Genomic DNA, 14,615 nt, shown 5'->3' on the forward strand with positions numbered 1-14,615 from the left:
TCGGCCGTGTTCGGGGCCGTATTCGGCTCAGAAACCCCAGTGAACGTCGGCTTCGCCTGCTTTCGCGTCGCGCAGCATCGACAGGAACGGTGCGACGCGCTGCGCCAGGCTCGGCGGCACTTCGTGGTGCGCGTGATCCGCGTCGTCCTCGTGGAAATGGCCGGCGTGCTCGGCGCGCTCCTGCTTCGCCTGCGTGACGGCGTCTTCCAGTTTCGCGATCGCGTGATCCAGCTCGTCGTGGGTAATCACGCCGCGCTCGCCGAGCTGCTTGCCGACGAGACCCAGCACGTAGACGGCGAAATCCTTCAGCACGTCGAGATCCTGTGCCGCCTTGCTTTTGAACGTAATCATGACTATTCCCTTTTCATCTTGTTGTGCCCGCCTGGCCGGCTGGGGCCGCCGGCGGACCGGCGTCCGCCCTCGCGGACGCGTGGCGCCTGAGCGGCATATTAGCACCTGTTAAAATTCTGCGATCCCTGAAACGCGCGCTTAAAAGAGCGCGCCGGCCCGCCGGCTTTCCCGGCTGCCACCAACGAAGCCTTCTACCAGCATGCTGCCAGCCCAAAAACAGACCCTCGAAGCCCTGCTCGCGGATAGCGTGACGCAGGTTGCCCACGCCCTGAAGGGCGCCGACGCGGCATTCGTCGCGCCCGCGATCACGCTCGAGCGCCCGAAGGTTGCCGCGCACGGCGACGTCGCGTGCAACGTCGCGATGCAGCTCGCCAAGCCGCTCGGCGCGAATCCGCGCCAGCTCGCCGAGCAGATCGTCGCGGCCCTCACCGCGCAGCCCGGCGCGCAAGGCCTCGTCGAGGCCGCCGAAATCGCCGGCCCCGGCTTCATCAACCTGCGCCTGACGGCGGCGGCCAAGCAGGCCGTGATCGCCGCGGTGCTCGCGGAAGGCTGCGGGTTCGGCCAGTCCACGCGCGAACACGGCAAGCAAGTGCTGCTGGAATTCGTGTCGGCGAACCCGACCGGCCCGCTGCACGTCGGCCATGGCCGCCAGGCCGCGCTTGGCGACGCACTCGCGAACGTGATCGCGAGCCAGGGCTACGCGGTGCACCGCGAGTTCTACTACAACGACGCCGGCGTGCAGATCGGCAACCTCGCGATCTCGACGCAGGCGCGCGCGCGCGGCCTGAAGCCGGGCGACGCGGGCTGGCCGGAAGCCGCGTACAACGGCGAGTACATCGCCGACATCGCGCGCGACTACCTGAACGGCGAGACGGTCGCCGCGAAGGACGGCGAGCCGGTCAAGGGCGCGGGCGACGTCGAGGATCTCGAAGCGATCCGCAAGTTCGCGGTCGCGTACCTGCGCCACGAGCAGGACATGGACCTGCAGGCGTTCGGCGTGAAGTTCGACCAGTACTACCTCGAATCGTCGCTGTACAAGGAAGGCCGCGTCGAGCGGACGGTCGACGCGCTGATCAAGGCCGGCGTGACCTACGAGCAGGACGGCGCGCTGTGGCTGCGCACGACCGACGACGGCGACGACAAGGATCGCGTGATGCGCAAGACGGACGGCACCTACACGTACTTCGTGCCAGACGTCGCGTACCACGTGACCAAGTGGGAGCGCGGTTTCACGAAGGTGATCAACATCCAGGGCTCGGACCACCACGGCACGATCGCGCGCGTGCGCGCCGGCCTGCAGGGGCTGCACATCGGCATCCCGAAGGGCTACCCCGACTATGTGCTGCACAAGATGGTCACCGTGATGCGCGACGGCCAGGAAGTGAAGATCTCGAAGCGCGCAGGCAGCTACGTGACGGTGCGCGACCTGATCGAATGGTCGGGCGGCGCGGCGCCGGGCCAGGAGGCGGCGCCGGACCTGATCGACGAGGCGACGATCACGCGCGGTCGCGACGCGGTGCGCTTCTTCCTGATCTCCCGCAAGGCCGACACCGAGTTCGTGTTCGACATCGACCTCGCGCTGAAACAGAACGACGAGAACCCGGTCTACTACGTGCAGTACGCGCACGCGCGGATCTGCTCGGTGCTCAACGAATTGAAGTCGCGCTACAACGGCGACGCCGCGCAGCTGCCGGGCGCCGACCTGTCGCAGCTCACGAGCACGCAGGCCGCGTCGCTGATGCAGAAGCTCGCCGAGTATCCGGACATGCTCGCGCATGCCGCGAACGAGCTGGCGCCGCACGCCGTCGCGTTCTACCTGCGCGACCTCGCTGGTGAATTCCACTCGTTCTACAATGCGGAGCGCGTGCTGGTCGACGATGAAGCGCGGCGCACCGCGCGCGCTGCGCTCCTCGCCGCGACCCGGCAGGTGCTCGAGAACGGCCTGGCGATGCTCGGCGTCTCCGCGCCCGCCAAGATGTAACTTGCCCGAGCGGGCAGACAGGCCGCGGCTGCGCCCGCCGCGGCCTTTTCACGATTCTTTTTGCAGGTGACTCAAGCAATGGCACAACCACGCCGCACGTCGAAGCAATCGAAACAAGCCGGAGGAACATTTCTGGGCATCGTGCTGGGCCTGATCGTCGGCCTCGCGATCGCCGTGGTGGTGGCGCTCTACATTACGCGCTCGCCGTCGCCGTTCGTGTCGAAGGTCGCGCCGCCGCCGGCCGACACCGGCGCGAGCCAGCCGCAGCAGTTCGATCCGAACCGCGCGCTGCAGGGCAAGACGCCCGGCCAGCCGGTGCCGCAGGCCGCGCAGCCGGCGCCGCCGAACACCGCGCCCGGCCAGGCCGCGAACCAGACGCAGGGCGGCGGCCTGCTGCCCGAGCCGCAGATCGTCGAAGTGCCGCCGTCGACCGGCGGGTCGAACGGTTCCAGCGGGTCGAACGCGTCGAACGCGTCGAACGGTTCGAACGGTTCGAACGGTTCGAACGGTTCGAACGGTTCGAACGGTTCGAACGGTTCGAACGGGTCGAACGGGTCGAACGGGTCGAACAATTCTGCGAACAACGGCGTCGCCGTCCCGCCGAAGGCGGCCGACAATACGCCGCCGAAGAAGCCGCAACAGCCGCCGCAACAACATCAGCAGCAGCCCGCGGGCGAAGACGACCTCGCGCGCCTTGCCGCGCAGAAGCAGGCGCAGCTGCAAGCCGCGCAGAAGGCGCAGCAGCAGGCCGCGAACCCGGCGAAGCCGACGTCGTCGACGACGGTCGCGAACAACGCCGGCAATGCCGCGAAGGCGCCGAACGCGGCCGACGCGAACACCGGCTACTTCCTGCAGGTCGGCGCGTACAAGACGGAATCGGACGCCGAGCAGCAGCGCGCGCGCCTCGGCTTCCAGGGCTTCGAGTCGAAGGTGTCGAAGCGCGATGTCAGCGGCGTCACGTATTTCCGCGTGCGCGTGGGCCCGTTCTCGAAATTCGAGGATATGAACTCGGCGCGCCAGCGCCTGTCCGATGCAGGAGTCGACACGGCGGTGATCCGTTTCACGAAGCAGTAAGACCGGCCGCACCGCCGCCCCTGTCACGTTTCGCTACCCGAGCAAAGATCCGACTACACAACATGAAAAAACTGCTGAGCACGCTTCTCCTGTCCCTGAGCCTTGCGGCCGGTTTCGCCCAGGCCGCACCGGCCGCGCCGGTCGCCGGCAAGGATTACGAGGTGATGAAGGCGCCGCAGCCGGTGTCCGCACCGGCCGGCAAGGTCGAGGTGATCGAGTTCTTCTGGTACGGCTGCCCGCACTGCTACGAGTTCGAGCCGACGGTCGAGGCCTGGGTGAAGAAACAGGGCGACAAGATCGACTTCAAGCGCATCCCGGTCGCGTTCCGCGACGATTTCGTCCCGCACTCGAAGCTGTTCTACACGGTGTCCGCGCTCGGCATCTCCGAGAAGGTCACGCCGGCGATCTTCAACGCGATCCACAAGCAGAAGAACTACCTGCTGACGCCGCAGGCGCAGGCCGACTTCCTGGCGACGCAGGGCGTCGACAAGAAGAAGTTCATGGACGCGTACAACTCGTTCAGCGTGCAGGGCCAGGTGAAGCAGTCGGCCGAGTTGCTGAAGAGCTACAACATCGACGGCGTGCCGACGATCGTCGTGCAGGGCAAGTACAAGACGGGCCCGGCTTACACGAACAGCCTCGAAGGCACCGCGCAAGTCCTCGACTACCTCGTGAAGCAGGTCCAGGACAAGAAGCTCTGATCCCCGTCCCGACGCCTGCATGACAACTCCGCTGAAGGTCTTCATCACCGGCGCGTCGAGCGGCCTCGGCCTCGCGCTGGCCGAGGAATACGCGCGCCAGGGCGCGACGCTCGCGCTCGTCGCGCGCCGCACCGACGCGCTCGAAGCGTTCGCGCGGCGCTTTCCCGCGCTGTCCATCTCCGTCTATTCGGCCGACGTGCGCGCCCCCGAGGCGCTCGCGGGCGCCGCGGCGGCGTTCATCGCCGCGCACGGCTGCCCGGACGTCGTGATCGCGAACGCGGGCATCAGCCAGGGCGCGGTGACGGGCCAGGGCGACCTGGCCGCGTTCCGCGACGTGATGGACATCAACTACTTCGGGATGGTCGCGACCTTCGAGCCGTTCGTCGGCCCGATGACGGCCGCGCGGCACGGCACGCTCGTCGGCGTCGCGAGCGTCGCCGGCGTGCGCGGGCTGCCGGGCTCCGGCGCGTACAGCGCGTCGAAGTCGGCCGCGATCAAGTATCTCGAGTCGCTGCGCGTCGAGCTGCGCCCCGCGGGCGTCGGCGTCGTGACGATCGCGCCCGGCTACATCCGCACGCCGATGACCGCGCACAATCCGTACCGGATGCCGTTCCTGATGGACGCCGACCGCTTCGCCGCGCGCGCGGCCCAAACGATCGCGCAGCAGCGCGCATTTCGCGTGATTCCGTGGCAGATGGGCGTCGTCGCGAAGGTGCTGCACGTGATGCCGCGCTGGCTGTACGACCGCCTGTTTGAAAAGGCCCCGCGCAAGCCGAAGGCAAGCACGCACTGAGCACCCCGGGTCCGGCCGCACGGCCGGACCGCTTTCGAGCGCCGCCGCCGCGCGCTTGTCTCCTCTCCGCCGCCCCCTCTCTCCCGCCTCGAACGCCGGCCGCCCGGCGCGCAAACGGCCATTCCGTCGTCATCGCAGCCGTTTTTCGCTCAACTCGCCGCGTTCCGTCGCCTTTTTCCACGCACGGCGCGCTTTGACGGTATGCTATCCGCCGGCCGCGTCGCCTCCGGGCGGCGCATACGCATCCCGTCATCCAGCAAAAAACACACGCCACGTGGGAGAACCTATGCACGTCAAGCTGTTCGCCGCGGTCGCACTGGCCGCGGCTCCCGTCCTCGTCGCCGCCAAGCCGCTCACCGTCTGCACGGAATCGAGCCCGGACGGCTTCGACGTCGTGCAGTACAACTCGCTCGTCACGACCAACGCGTCGGCCGACGTGATCTTCAACACGCTGGTGTCGTACGACGAAGCGACGAAGAAGGTCGCTCCCGCGCTCGCGGACACGTGGGACGCCAGCGCCGACGGCCTCACGTACACGTTCCACCTGCGTCCGAACGTCGCGTTCCAGACCACCGACACCTTCAAGCCGACCCGCCCGCTGAACGCGGACGACGTCGTGTTCACGTTCAGCCGGATGCTCGACGACGGCAATCCGTGGCACAAGGTCGCCGGCGCGAGCGGCTTCCCGCATGCGCAGTCGATGGGGCTGATCAAGCTCGTGAAATCGGTGTCGAAGGTCGACGACGGCACCGTGAAGTTCGTGCTGAACGAGCCGAACGCGACGTTCGTGCCGATCCTGACGATGGGCTTCGCGTCGATCTATTCGGCCGAATACGCGGACCAGTTGCTGAAGGCGGGCAAGCAGGCGGACCTGAACGCGAAGCCGGTCGGCACCGGCCCGTTCGTGCTGAAGAGCTACACGAAGGACGCGCTGATCCGCTACGACGTGAACCCGACCTACTGGGGCGCGAAGCCGAAGGTCGACCGGCTGATCTACGCGATCACGCCCGACGCGTCGGTGCGCCTGCAGAAGGTAAAGGCCGGCGAATGCCAGATCGCGCTGTCGCCGAAGCCGCAGGACGTGCTCGCAGCGAAAAGCGAAAGCACGCTGAAGGTCGTGCAGACGCCCGCGTTCATGACCGCGTTCGTCGCGCTGAACACGCAGAAGAAGCCGCTCGACAACGACAAGGTGCGCCAGGCGCTGAATCTCGCGTTCGACCGCGCGAGCTACCTGAAGGTCGTGTTCGACAACACCGCGACGCCCGCGAACAACCCGTATCCGCCGAACACGTGGAGCTACGCGAAGGACGTCGCGCCGTATGCGTACGACCCGGCGAAGGCGAAGCAGCTGCTTGCCGCGGCGGGCTTTCCGAACGGCTTCTCGACGACGATCTGGGTGCGCCCGACGGGCAGCGTGCTGAACCCGAACCCGAAGGCCGGCGCGGAGCTGCTGCAGGCCGATCTCGCGAAGATCGGCGTGAAGGCCGAAGTCAAGGTGATCGAATGGGGCGAGCTGATCAAGCAGGCGAAGCTCGGCCAGCATGACCTGCTGTTCATGGGCTGGGCCGGCGACAACGGCGATCCGGACAACTACCTGACGCCGCAGTTCAGCTGCAACGCGGTGAAGTCCGGCATCAACTTCGCGCGCTACTGCGACCCGCAGCTCGACAAGCTGATCGCCGACGGCAAGGAAACGGCCGACCAGGGCAAGCGCGCGAAGCTGTACGAAGCCGCGCAGAAGCTCATCCACGACCAGGCGCTGTGGATTCCGCTCGGCTATCCGACGGCGGCGGCGCTCACGCGCGCGAACGTCAGCGGCTATCGCGTGAGTCCGTTCGGACGGCAGAACTTCGCGACGGTGTCGGTGCAGTAACTCGCCCCCGACCGTGGCGCGCAAGCGACGGGTGTGACCGCCCGCCGCTTGCGACGCGCGCGCCGCGCTTGCTACACTCCGCCCATCTTTTCTCTCGCCGGACTCCAGCCAAAGTGAACAACTAAGCCTTCCCAGAATGTCTTCGCCGCCGCGTCATGCACGCCGCGCGAACGGTTTCACGCATTTTCGGAGGAGCTTATGGCTCAGGTCACGTCCAACGCGGCGCTCGTCGCGCTTCATCACGTTTCTTTCCGCTTCGACAACGGCATCACGCTGTTCGATTCGCTCGACCTCACGCTCGATCGCACGCCGACCGGCATCGTCGGCCGCAACGGCATCGGCAAAAGCGTGCTCGCGCAGCTGATCGCGGGGCAGCGCGCGCCGAGCGCCGGCACGATCGACCGCCGCGCGCCGGTCGCCTACGTCGCGCAGCAGCGCATCGACGCGTCGCCCGATCCGCGCACCGTCGCGGAAGCCGCCGGGCTGCACGCGCCCCTCGCGGCGCTCGCGCGGCTCGCGAGCGGCAGCGCCGAGCCGCACGATTTCGACGTGATCGGCGAGCGCTGGGATCTGGCCGACCGCCTGCGCGCCGAGCTCGATGCGGCGGGCCTGCACGACGTGCAGCCCGCGACGCCGGCGCAATCGCTGAGCGGCGGCCAGCTCGCGCGCATCGCGCTGATCGGCGCGCTGCTGTCGGACGCCGGCCTGCTCGTGCTCGACGAACCGACCAACCATCTCGACGCGCCGGGCCGCGCGTGGCTGCGCGCGGCGCTCGACGGCTGGCGCGGCGGCCTCGTCGTCGTCAGCCACGACCGCGCGCTGCTCGCCGGCGTCGAGCGGATCGTCGAGCTGTCGCCGCAGGGCATGCGCTCATACGGCGGCAACTACGCGTTCTACCGCGCGCAGCGCGACGCGGAGCACGATGCGGCGCAGGCCGCGCTCGATCATGCGCGCACCGAGCGCGGGCGCGTCAGGCGCCGCCTCGAACAGGAACACGACACGATCCAGCGCCATGCGGCCGGCTCGCTTCGCGATGCGAAGACGGCCAATCTGTCGTCGATGGCGCGCGAGAGCCGCAAGGGCGCGGCGCGCAACATCATGGGACAGGTGCGCCGCCACCAGAACGACACCAAGACGGCACTCGACGAACGCGTTCAGCAGGCGGCCGCGCGCGTCGACGCCGACGCGCCCGTGCTCGTGTCGCTGCCGGGCACCGAGGTCAGCGCGCGCCGCCAGCTGTTCGCGCTCGAATGCGCGCAACTGCCGTGGCGCGCGGCGGGTGACGCGGGCGCGCTCACGTGGTCGGCGAGCGGGCCCGTGCGCATTGCGCTCACCGGCCCGAACGGCTGCGGGAAGTCGACGCTGCTGCGGATGCTCGCGGGTGAACTTTCACCGCGCTCGGGCGCATGCACGACGCACGTGAGCGCCGCGTATCTCGACCAGCGGCTCGCGCTGCTCGCCCCCGACCGCTCGATCGTCGAGCAGCTCGGGCTGCTCGATACGCCGCTCGCCGAAGGCGACCTGCGCAGCCGGCTCGCGCTGCTGCAGCTCGACGCCAAGCGTGCGACGCAGCCGGCGCGGCAGCTGAGCGGCGGCGAACGACTGAAGGCCGCGCTCGCCTGCGCGTTGTGGCGCGGCACGCCCGCGCAGCTGTTGCTGCTCGACGAGCCGACCAATCATCTGGATCTCGAATCGGTGCGCGCGGTGGAAGCGGCGCTGGCCGGCTTCCCGGGCGCGCTCGTGGTCGCGTCGCACGACGCCGCGTTTCTCGCGGCGCTCGAGCCGACGCACACGATGCAATGGCATCGCGACGGGTGGCGCTACGAACCTGTCGCGTGACGACGACGAAGCCGCGTCAGCGTGCGGTGCGGAACCGCAGCACGCCGTCGTCGCCCTGCTCGCGCACGAGCTCGCCCGCGAGCCACAGCAGGTTCAGGTGCGCGATCGCCTCGCCGAGCGCGAACGTCATCTGGTGGATGTCGAGCTCGCGGCGGCGGAACATGATCGGCACGATGTCGGCCGCGCTCGCCGGCTTTTCCGCGCACGCCGCGCGCACTTCGTCGAGCCGCGCGTCGTGGTGCGCGCGCAGCTGCGCGATGCGGGTGCGCACGCCGCGGAACGGCTTGCCGTGCGACGGCAGCACGAGCGTGTCGGCGGCCATCGTCTCGTAGCGACCGAGCGATTCGAGGTAGAGCGCGAGCGGGTTCGCTTCCGGCTCGAGATCGAACACCGACACGTTCGTCGAGATGCGCGGCAACACCATGTCGCCGGAGATCAAGAGGCCGTCGGCCTCGCAGTGCAGCGCGCAATGTTCAGGCGAATGGCCGTAGCCGGTGACGACGCGCCACGTGCGGCCACCGATCGTCAGCGCGTTGCCTTCGCGCAGGCGGCGATAGCGCGGCGGCACCGCGGGCACGAGCTCCGAGTAGTAGTTGCGGCGATTGCGCAGCTTGTCGAGCGCCGCCGGATCGGTCAGGCCGTGGCGCGCGAAGTGCTCGGCCGCGCCCGGGCCGCCCGCGTTCGAGCCGTTGCCCGCGGCCATCAGGCAGCCGAACAGGTACTCGCCGAGCGTCATCCACAGGCGCGCCTTCCAGCGCGCGCGCTCGCCGCCTTCGCACAGCCAGTGCGCGAGCCCGAAGTGGTCCGGATGGCAGTGCGTGACGATCACGCGCAGCACCGGCAAGCCGTCGAGACGGGTGTCGAAGATCCGCTCCCAGTGCTCGCGAATTGCATCCGACGCGATCCCGCAGTCGACGATCGTCCAGCCGGCCTGCCCGTCGATCTCGTCGCGCAGCAGCCAGAGATTGATGTGGTCGAGCGAGAACGGCAGCGGCATGCGCAGCCAGCGCACGCCGGGCGCGACCTCGAACGCGTCGCCCGCGGCGGGCAGCGTATCGGCGAAGGGATAGTCGAGTTGGTGTTCCAGTGCGTTCATCGGTGGGGGCGTCTCGTCGTTATGCATGCGGGGCCGGCGGCCGGGCCGCCGCGGGCGTTCCGCCGATTCTATCGCCGTCTCGCGGCGGGCGTCGTCCGGGCCGCCGGCGCATCAAAAAAAGTTCGCGCCAGATTCGGTTCCGTACCTGTATCTTTACGCGAAGAAGCCCCGAACGTCTCGGAACGCCGGGCAACGCCCCCGATGATGCGCAGCCCGGCCCGCCTCCGGATGCGCTGAATCCGGCGCCCGGACGCTAAAATACCGAGTGCTTACAGCCCATGAGCCTGCACGCAATGAATCACTTCCCCAAACTGCTGTCGTCGCAGATCGGCTTCGACGTCGCGCAGACCATGCTCGAGAACTTCGACCGCCACTACCGGATCTTCCGCGAGGCGGCCATCGAGGCGAAGACCCTGTTCGAGCGCGCGGACTGGCACGGGCTGCAGCGGCTCGCGCGCGAGCGCATCACGTCGTACGACGATCGCGTGCAGGAATGCGTCGAGGTGCTGGAAGACGAATACGACGCGGAGAACATCGACGACGAGGTCTGGCAGCAGATCAAGCTGCATTACATCGGCCTCCTGACGTCCCACCGCCAGCCCGAGTGCGCGGAAACGTTCTTCAACTCGGTGTGCTGCAAGATCCTGCACCGCTCGTACTTCAACAACGATTTCATCTTCGTGCGCCCGGCGATCTCGACGGAATACCTCGAGAACGACGAGCCGGCCGCGAAGCCGACCTACCGCGCGTACTACCCGGGCACCGACGGCCTCGCGGTCACGCTCGAGCGCATCATCACGAATTTCCAGCTCGATCCGCCGTTCGAGGATCTCGAGCGCGACATCGCGTGCGTGATGCAGGCGATCCACGACGAGTTCGGCCGCTTCGACGAAGCGCCGAATTTCCAGATCCATGTGCTGTCGTCGCTGTTCTTCCGCAACAAGTCCGCGTACGTGATCGGCCGCATCATCAACGGCGACCGCGTGCTGCCGTTCGGGGTGCCGATCCGCCACACGCGCCCGGGCCTGCTCGCGCTCGACGCGGTGCTGCTGCGCCGCGACCAGCTGCAGGTCATCTTCAGCTTCTCGCACTCGTACTTCCTCGTCGACATGGACGTGCCGTCCGCGTACGTCAACTTCCTGTGCTCGATCATGCCGGGCAAGCCGAAGGCGGAGACCTACACGTCGGTCGGCCTGCAGAAGCAGGGCAAGAACCTGTTCTATCGCGACCTGCTGCATCACCTGTCGCATTCGAGCGACCGCTTCATCGTCGCGCCCGGGATCAAGGGCCTCGTGATGCTCGTGTTCACGCTGCCGTCGTTCCCGTACGTGTTCAAGATCATCAAGGACCGCTTCCCGCCGCCGAAGGAAACGACGCGCGCGCAGATCATGGAGAAGTACCAGCTCGTCAAGCGCCACGACCGGCTCGGGCGAATGGCCGACACGCTCGAATATTCGAGCGTCGCGCTGCCGCTCGCGCGGCTCGACCACGCGCTCGTGCGCGAGCTCGAGAAGGAAGTGCCGTCGCTGCTCGAATACGAGGGCGACGACCTCGTGATCAAGCACCTGTACATCGAGCGCCGGATGGTCCCGCTCAACCTGTACCTGCAGAACGGCACCGACGCGGAAATCGAGCACGGCGTGCGGGAGTACGGCAACGCGGTGAAGGAGCTGATGAAGGCGAACATCTTCCCCGGCGACATGCTGTACAAGAACTTCGGCGTCACGCGCCACGGCCGCGTCGTGTTCTACGACTACGACGAGATCGAATACCTGACCGACTGCAACGTGCGCCGCGTGCCGGCGCCGCGCCACGAGGAGGACGAGCTGTCCGGCGAGCCGTGGTACTCGGTCGGCCCGCACGACATCTTTCCCGAAACCTACGGGCCGTTCCTGCTCGGCGATCCGCGCGTGCGCGACGTATTCTTGAAATACCACGCCGATTTCTTCGAGCCGGCGCTGTGGCAGGCGAGCAAGGACCGGCTGCTGCAGGGCGAACTGCCCGATTTCCATCCGTACGACGCGTCGCTGCGCTTTTGCGTGCGCTACCCCGATCGTTTCGACGCGGCGGACGACGACGAGGGCGGCGCGCAGCGCGCCGCCTGAAACGCCCCGAAACCGCTCTGATACCGACCCGTTTTCCGTACCCGGAATCCCAACCCGATGAATACCAACGACCACCCGCTCTCACACCTGTTCGACAACAACGACGCCTGGGTCAAGCGCAAGCTCGCCGACGATCCGCAATACTTCTCGCGCCTCGCCGACCAGCAGGCGCCGGAATACCTGTGGATCGGCTGCTCGGATTCGCGCGTGCCGGCGAACCAGATCATCGGCCTGCCGCCGGGCGAAGTGTTCGTGCACCGTAATATCGCGAACGTCGTCGTGCACACCGACCTCAACTGCCTGTCGGTGATCCAGTTCGCGGTCGACATCCTGCGCGTGAAGCACATCATGGTGGTCGGCCACTACGGCTGCTCGGGCGTGAACGCGGCGCTGCACAACCGCCGCGTCGGCCTCGCGGACAACTGGCTGCACCACGTGCAGGACGTGCGCGAGCGGCACGCGGCGCTGCTCGACGAATGGCCGGTCGGCGAGGCGCGCTACCGCCGCCTGATCGAGTTGAACGCGATCGAGCAGGTGGTCAACGTGTGCCGCACGACGATCGTCAACGACGCGTGGGCGCGCGGCCAGCAGCTCACCGTGCACGCGCTCGTGTATGGCGTGCACGACGGCCGCATGCGCGACCTCGGGATGGCCGTGTCGAACGCCGACGCGCTCGACGACACCTACCGCCGCGCGGTGGCCGCACTGAGCGCGCGCGGCGACCACGCACGCGGCAACGACATGGTCGCGGCCGATGCGGCGCAGCTCACCGAAGTCGCGCAGTCCGTCGCGGATACCTTGAAGCCTTGCACGGGAACGGAGTAAGGGCCGGAGCGCTCGCCCCGTTCAACGGGAGATGAACATGTCAGCTATCGATCACGACGATCCGATCGTCATCGCGTCGGCGGCGCGCACCCCGATCGGCGGATTCCAGGGCGACTTCGCGTCGCTCGCCGCGCCGCAGCTCGGCAGCGCCGCGATTGCAGCGGCGCTCGCGCGCGCCGGCCTCGACCCGAACCGGATCGACGAAGTGCTGATGGGCTGCGTGCTGCCCGCCGGCCAGGGCCAGGCGCCCGCGCGCCAGGCGGCGCTCGGCGCGGGCCTGCCGCTCGCGACCGGCTGCACGACGATCAACAAGATGTGCGGCTCGGGGATGCGCGCGGCGATGTTCGCGCACGACATGCTCGCCGCCGGCTCGGCCGACGTGATCGTCGCGGGCGGCATGGAAAGCATGACCAACGCGCCGTACCTGCTGCCGAAGGCGCGCGGCGGGATGCGCATGGGCCACGGCCAGGTGCTCGACCACATGTTCCTCGACGGCCTCGAGGACGCGTACGACAAAGGCCGCCTGATGGGCACGTTCGCCGACGAATGCGCGGCCGAGTACGCGTTTTCGCGCGACGCGCAGGATGCGTTCGCGATCGAGTCGCTCGCGCGGGCGAAGCGCGCGAACGAGGACGGCTCGTTCGGCTGGGAAATCGCGCCCGTGACGGTGGCCGGCAGGAAGGGCGGGAAGGACGACAGGGTCGTGTCGCGCGACGAGCAGCCGTTCAAGGCCGATCCGTCGAAGATCCCGCTGCTGAAGCCCGCGTTCGGCGAGACCGGCACCGTCACCGCCGCGAACGCGTCGTCGATCTCCGACGGCGCGGCCGCGCTCGTGATGATGCGCGCGTCCACCGCCGCGCGGCTCGGCGTCGCGCCGCTCGCGCGCGTCGTCGGCCATGCGACGTTCGCGCAGGCGCCGGCGAAGTTCACGACCGCGCCGGTCGGCGCGATCCGCCGCCTGTTCGAGCGCAACGGCTGGCGCGGGTCGGACGTCGATCTATACGAGATCAACGAGGCGTTCGCGGTCGTCGCGATGGCGGCGATGAAGGAGCACGACCTCGCGCACGACCGCGTCAACGTGAACGGCGGCGCCTGCGCGCTCGGCCACCCGATCGGCGCGTCCGGCGCGCGCATCCTCGTCACGCTCATCGGCGCGCTGCGCGCGCGCGGCGGCAGGCGCGGCGTCGCGAGCCTGTGCATCGGCGGCGGCGAGGCGACCGCGATGGGCATCGAACTCCTCTGATCAAACCGCATGACTGCCAAGGAGCGTCGCACATGAAAACCGCATTGATCATCGGCGCATCGCGCGGCCTCGGCCGCGAGTTCGTCCGGCAATACCGGCGTGACGGCTGGAACGTGATCGCCACCGCGCGCGACGACGCGTCGCTGGCCGCGCTGCGCGAGCTCGGCGCGCACGCGCATGCGCTCGACATCGCGCAACCGGAGCAGATCGCCGCGCTCGGCGGGAAGCTCGACGGCGAGCGGCTCGACGTCGCCATCGTCGTGTCGGGCGTCTACGGGCCGCGCACCGAAGGGGTCGAGACGATTGCCGCCGAGGATTTCGACGCGGTGATGCACACCAACGTGCGCGGCCCGATGCAGTTGCTGCCGATCCTGCTGCCGCTCGTCGAGGATGCGCGCGGCGTGCTCGCCGTCGTGTCGAGCCGGATGGGCAGCATCGCCGACGCGACCGGCACGACCGGCTGGCTCTACCGCGCGAGCAAGGCCGCGCTCAACGACGTGCTGCGCATCGCGTCGCTGCAGACGCGTCACGCGGCGTGCGTGTCGCTGCATCCGGGCTGGGTGCGCACCGACATGGGCGGCGCGGAAGCGGCGCTCGATCCGGAGACGAGCGTGACCGGCATGCGGCGCGTGATCGCCGAGGCCGCCGCCGACGTCGCGCTCGCGAACGGCCGCTTCTTCCAGTACGACGGCGTCGAGCTGGCCTGGTAACCGATCACAACCTCACGTCGTTAA

12 protein-coding genes are annotated in these 14,615 nt (G+C 68.5%); 10 read left to right on the top strand and 2 right to left on the bottom strand.

Annotated features, from left to right (window positions below):
- Positions 1-27: 27 nt before the first annotated feature.
- Positions 28-351 (bottom strand): DUF1840 domain-containing protein, encoded by a 324-nt coding sequence (locus ACFIMZ_RS17640; RefSeq protein ID WP_431820629.1) that lies wholly within the window; start codon positions 349-351, stop codon positions 28-30.
- A gap of 199 nt (positions 352-550) precedes the next feature.
- On the opposite strand from ACFIMZ_RS17640, the gene argS reads away from it, so the two are divergent.
- The 6 genes from argS to ACFIMZ_RS17670 all read left to right on the top strand — a co-directional run bounded on the left by argS (position 551) and on the right by ACFIMZ_RS17670 (position 8,612).
- Entirely contained in the window at positions 551-2,332 is a 1,782-nt protein-coding gene (argS, locus tag ACFIMZ_RS17645) for an arginine--tRNA ligase (protein ID WP_431820630.1), read from the top strand.
- 78 nt (positions 2,333-2,410) lie between these two features.
- Positions 2,411-3,406, top strand: coding sequence for an SPOR domain-containing protein (locus tag ACFIMZ_RS17650; RefSeq protein WP_431820631.1), 996 nt, complete (start codon positions 2,411-2,413; stop codon positions 3,404-3,406).
- 62 nt (positions 3,407-3,468) lie between these two features.
- The gene (locus ACFIMZ_RS17655) at positions 3,469-4,107 is read left to right on the top strand and encodes a thiol:disulfide interchange protein DsbA/DsbL (protein ID WP_431820632.1); all 639 of its coding nucleotides are present in this window, start codon (positions 3,469-3,471) and stop codon (positions 4,105-4,107) included.
- Positions 4,108-4,126: 19 nt separating this feature from the next.
- The gene (locus tag ACFIMZ_RS17660; protein WP_431820633.1) at positions 4,127-4,900 is read left to right on the top strand and encodes an SDR family oxidoreductase; all 774 of its coding nucleotides are present in this window, start codon (positions 4,127-4,129) and stop codon (positions 4,898-4,900) included.
- Between the two features lie 286 nt (positions 4,901-5,186).
- Positions 5,187-6,773, top strand: a complete 1,587-nt coding sequence (locus ACFIMZ_RS17665) for an ABC transporter substrate-binding protein (protein WP_431820634.1) — start codon at positions 5,187-5,189, stop codon at positions 6,771-6,773.
- Between the two features lie 198 nt (positions 6,774-6,971).
- A complete protein-coding gene (locus tag ACFIMZ_RS17670; protein ID WP_431820635.1) occupies positions 6,972-8,612 on the top strand; it encodes an ABC-F family ATP-binding cassette domain-containing protein in 1,641 nt (546 codons plus the stop codon).
- Positions 8,613-8,628: 16 nt separating this feature from the next.
- Here ACFIMZ_RS17670 and ACFIMZ_RS17675 read toward each other — a convergent pair whose 3' ends face one another.
- Complete coding sequence (locus ACFIMZ_RS17675) at positions 8,629-9,708, bottom strand: MBL fold metallo-hydrolase (RefSeq protein WP_431820636.1); 1,080 nt, start codon at positions 9,706-9,708, stop codon at positions 8,629-8,631.
- A gap of 293 nt (positions 9,709-10,001) precedes the next feature.
- Here ACFIMZ_RS17675 and aceK point away from each other — a divergent pair, with 293 nt between their 5' ends.
- Genes aceK through ACFIMZ_RS17695 form a run of 4 tightly spaced genes read left to right on the top strand, consistent with a single transcriptional unit; the run spans position 10,002 to position 14,591 of the window.
- Complete coding sequence (gene aceK / locus ACFIMZ_RS17680) at positions 10,002-11,813, top strand: bifunctional isocitrate dehydrogenase kinase/phosphatase (RefSeq protein WP_431820637.1); 1,812 nt, start codon at positions 10,002-10,004, stop codon at positions 11,811-11,813.
- A gap of 57 nt (positions 11,814-11,870) precedes the next feature.
- Positions 11,871-12,638, top strand: a complete 768-nt coding sequence (can, locus tag ACFIMZ_RS17685; protein ID WP_431820638.1) for a carbonate dehydratase — start codon at positions 11,871-11,873, stop codon at positions 12,636-12,638.
- A gap of 37 nt (positions 12,639-12,675) precedes the next feature.
- Positions 12,676-13,881: an acetyl-CoA C-acetyltransferase gene (locus ACFIMZ_RS17690; protein WP_431820639.1), complete on the top strand. Its 1,206-nt coding sequence runs from the start codon at positions 12,676-12,678 to the stop codon at positions 13,879-13,881.
- Between the two features lie 32 nt (positions 13,882-13,913).
- Positions 13,914-14,591, top strand: a complete 678-nt coding sequence (locus tag ACFIMZ_RS17695; RefSeq protein WP_431820640.1) for an SDR family oxidoreductase — start codon at positions 13,914-13,916, stop codon at positions 14,589-14,591.
- Positions 14,592-14,615: the final 24 nt, after the last annotated feature.

This window comes from Burkholderia sp. F1 (assembly GCF_050813845.1).
Classification (GTDB): Bacteria; Pseudomonadota; Gammaproteobacteria; order Burkholderiales; family Burkholderiaceae; genus Burkholderia; species Burkholderia ubonensis.

Coding starts and splice junctions, on each gene's coding strand:
- can (WP_431820638.1), top strand. CDS start 11,871: ATGAATACCAACGACCACCCGCTCTCACACCTGTTCGACAACAACGAC.
- ACFIMZ_RS17670 (WP_431820635.1), top strand. CDS start 6,972: ATGGCTCAGGTCACGTCCAACGCGGCGCTCGTCGCGCTTCATCACGTT.
- ACFIMZ_RS17650 (WP_431820631.1), top strand. CDS start 2,411: ATGGCACAACCACGCCGCACGTCGAAGCAATCGAAACAAGCCGGAGGA.
- ACFIMZ_RS17695 (WP_431820640.1), top strand. CDS start 13,914: ATGAAAACCGCATTGATCATCGGCGCATCGCGCGGCCTCGGCCGCGAG.
- ACFIMZ_RS17690 (WP_431820639.1), top strand. CDS start 12,676: ATGTCAGCTATCGATCACGACGATCCGATCGTCATCGCGTCGGCGGCG.
- ACFIMZ_RS17665 (WP_431820634.1), top strand. CDS start 5,187: ATGCACGTCAAGCTGTTCGCCGCGGTCGCACTGGCCGCGGCTCCCGTC.
- argS (WP_431820630.1), top strand. CDS start 551: ATGCTGCCAGCCCAAAAACAGACCCTCGAAGCCCTGCTCGCGGATAGC.
- ACFIMZ_RS17640 (WP_431820629.1), bottom strand. CDS start 351: ATGATTACGTTCAAAAGCAAGGCGGCACAGGATCTCGACGTGCTGAAG.
- ACFIMZ_RS17655 (WP_431820632.1), top strand. CDS start 3,469: ATGAAAAAACTGCTGAGCACGCTTCTCCTGTCCCTGAGCCTTGCGGCC.
- aceK (WP_431820637.1), top strand. CDS start 10,002: ATGAATCACTTCCCCAAACTGCTGTCGTCGCAGATCGGCTTCGACGTC.
- ACFIMZ_RS17660 (WP_431820633.1), top strand. CDS start 4,127: ATGACAACTCCGCTGAAGGTCTTCATCACCGGCGCGTCGAGCGGCCTC.
- ACFIMZ_RS17675 (WP_431820636.1), bottom strand. CDS start 9,708: ATGAACGCACTGGAACACCAACTCGACTATCCCTTCGCCGATACGCTG.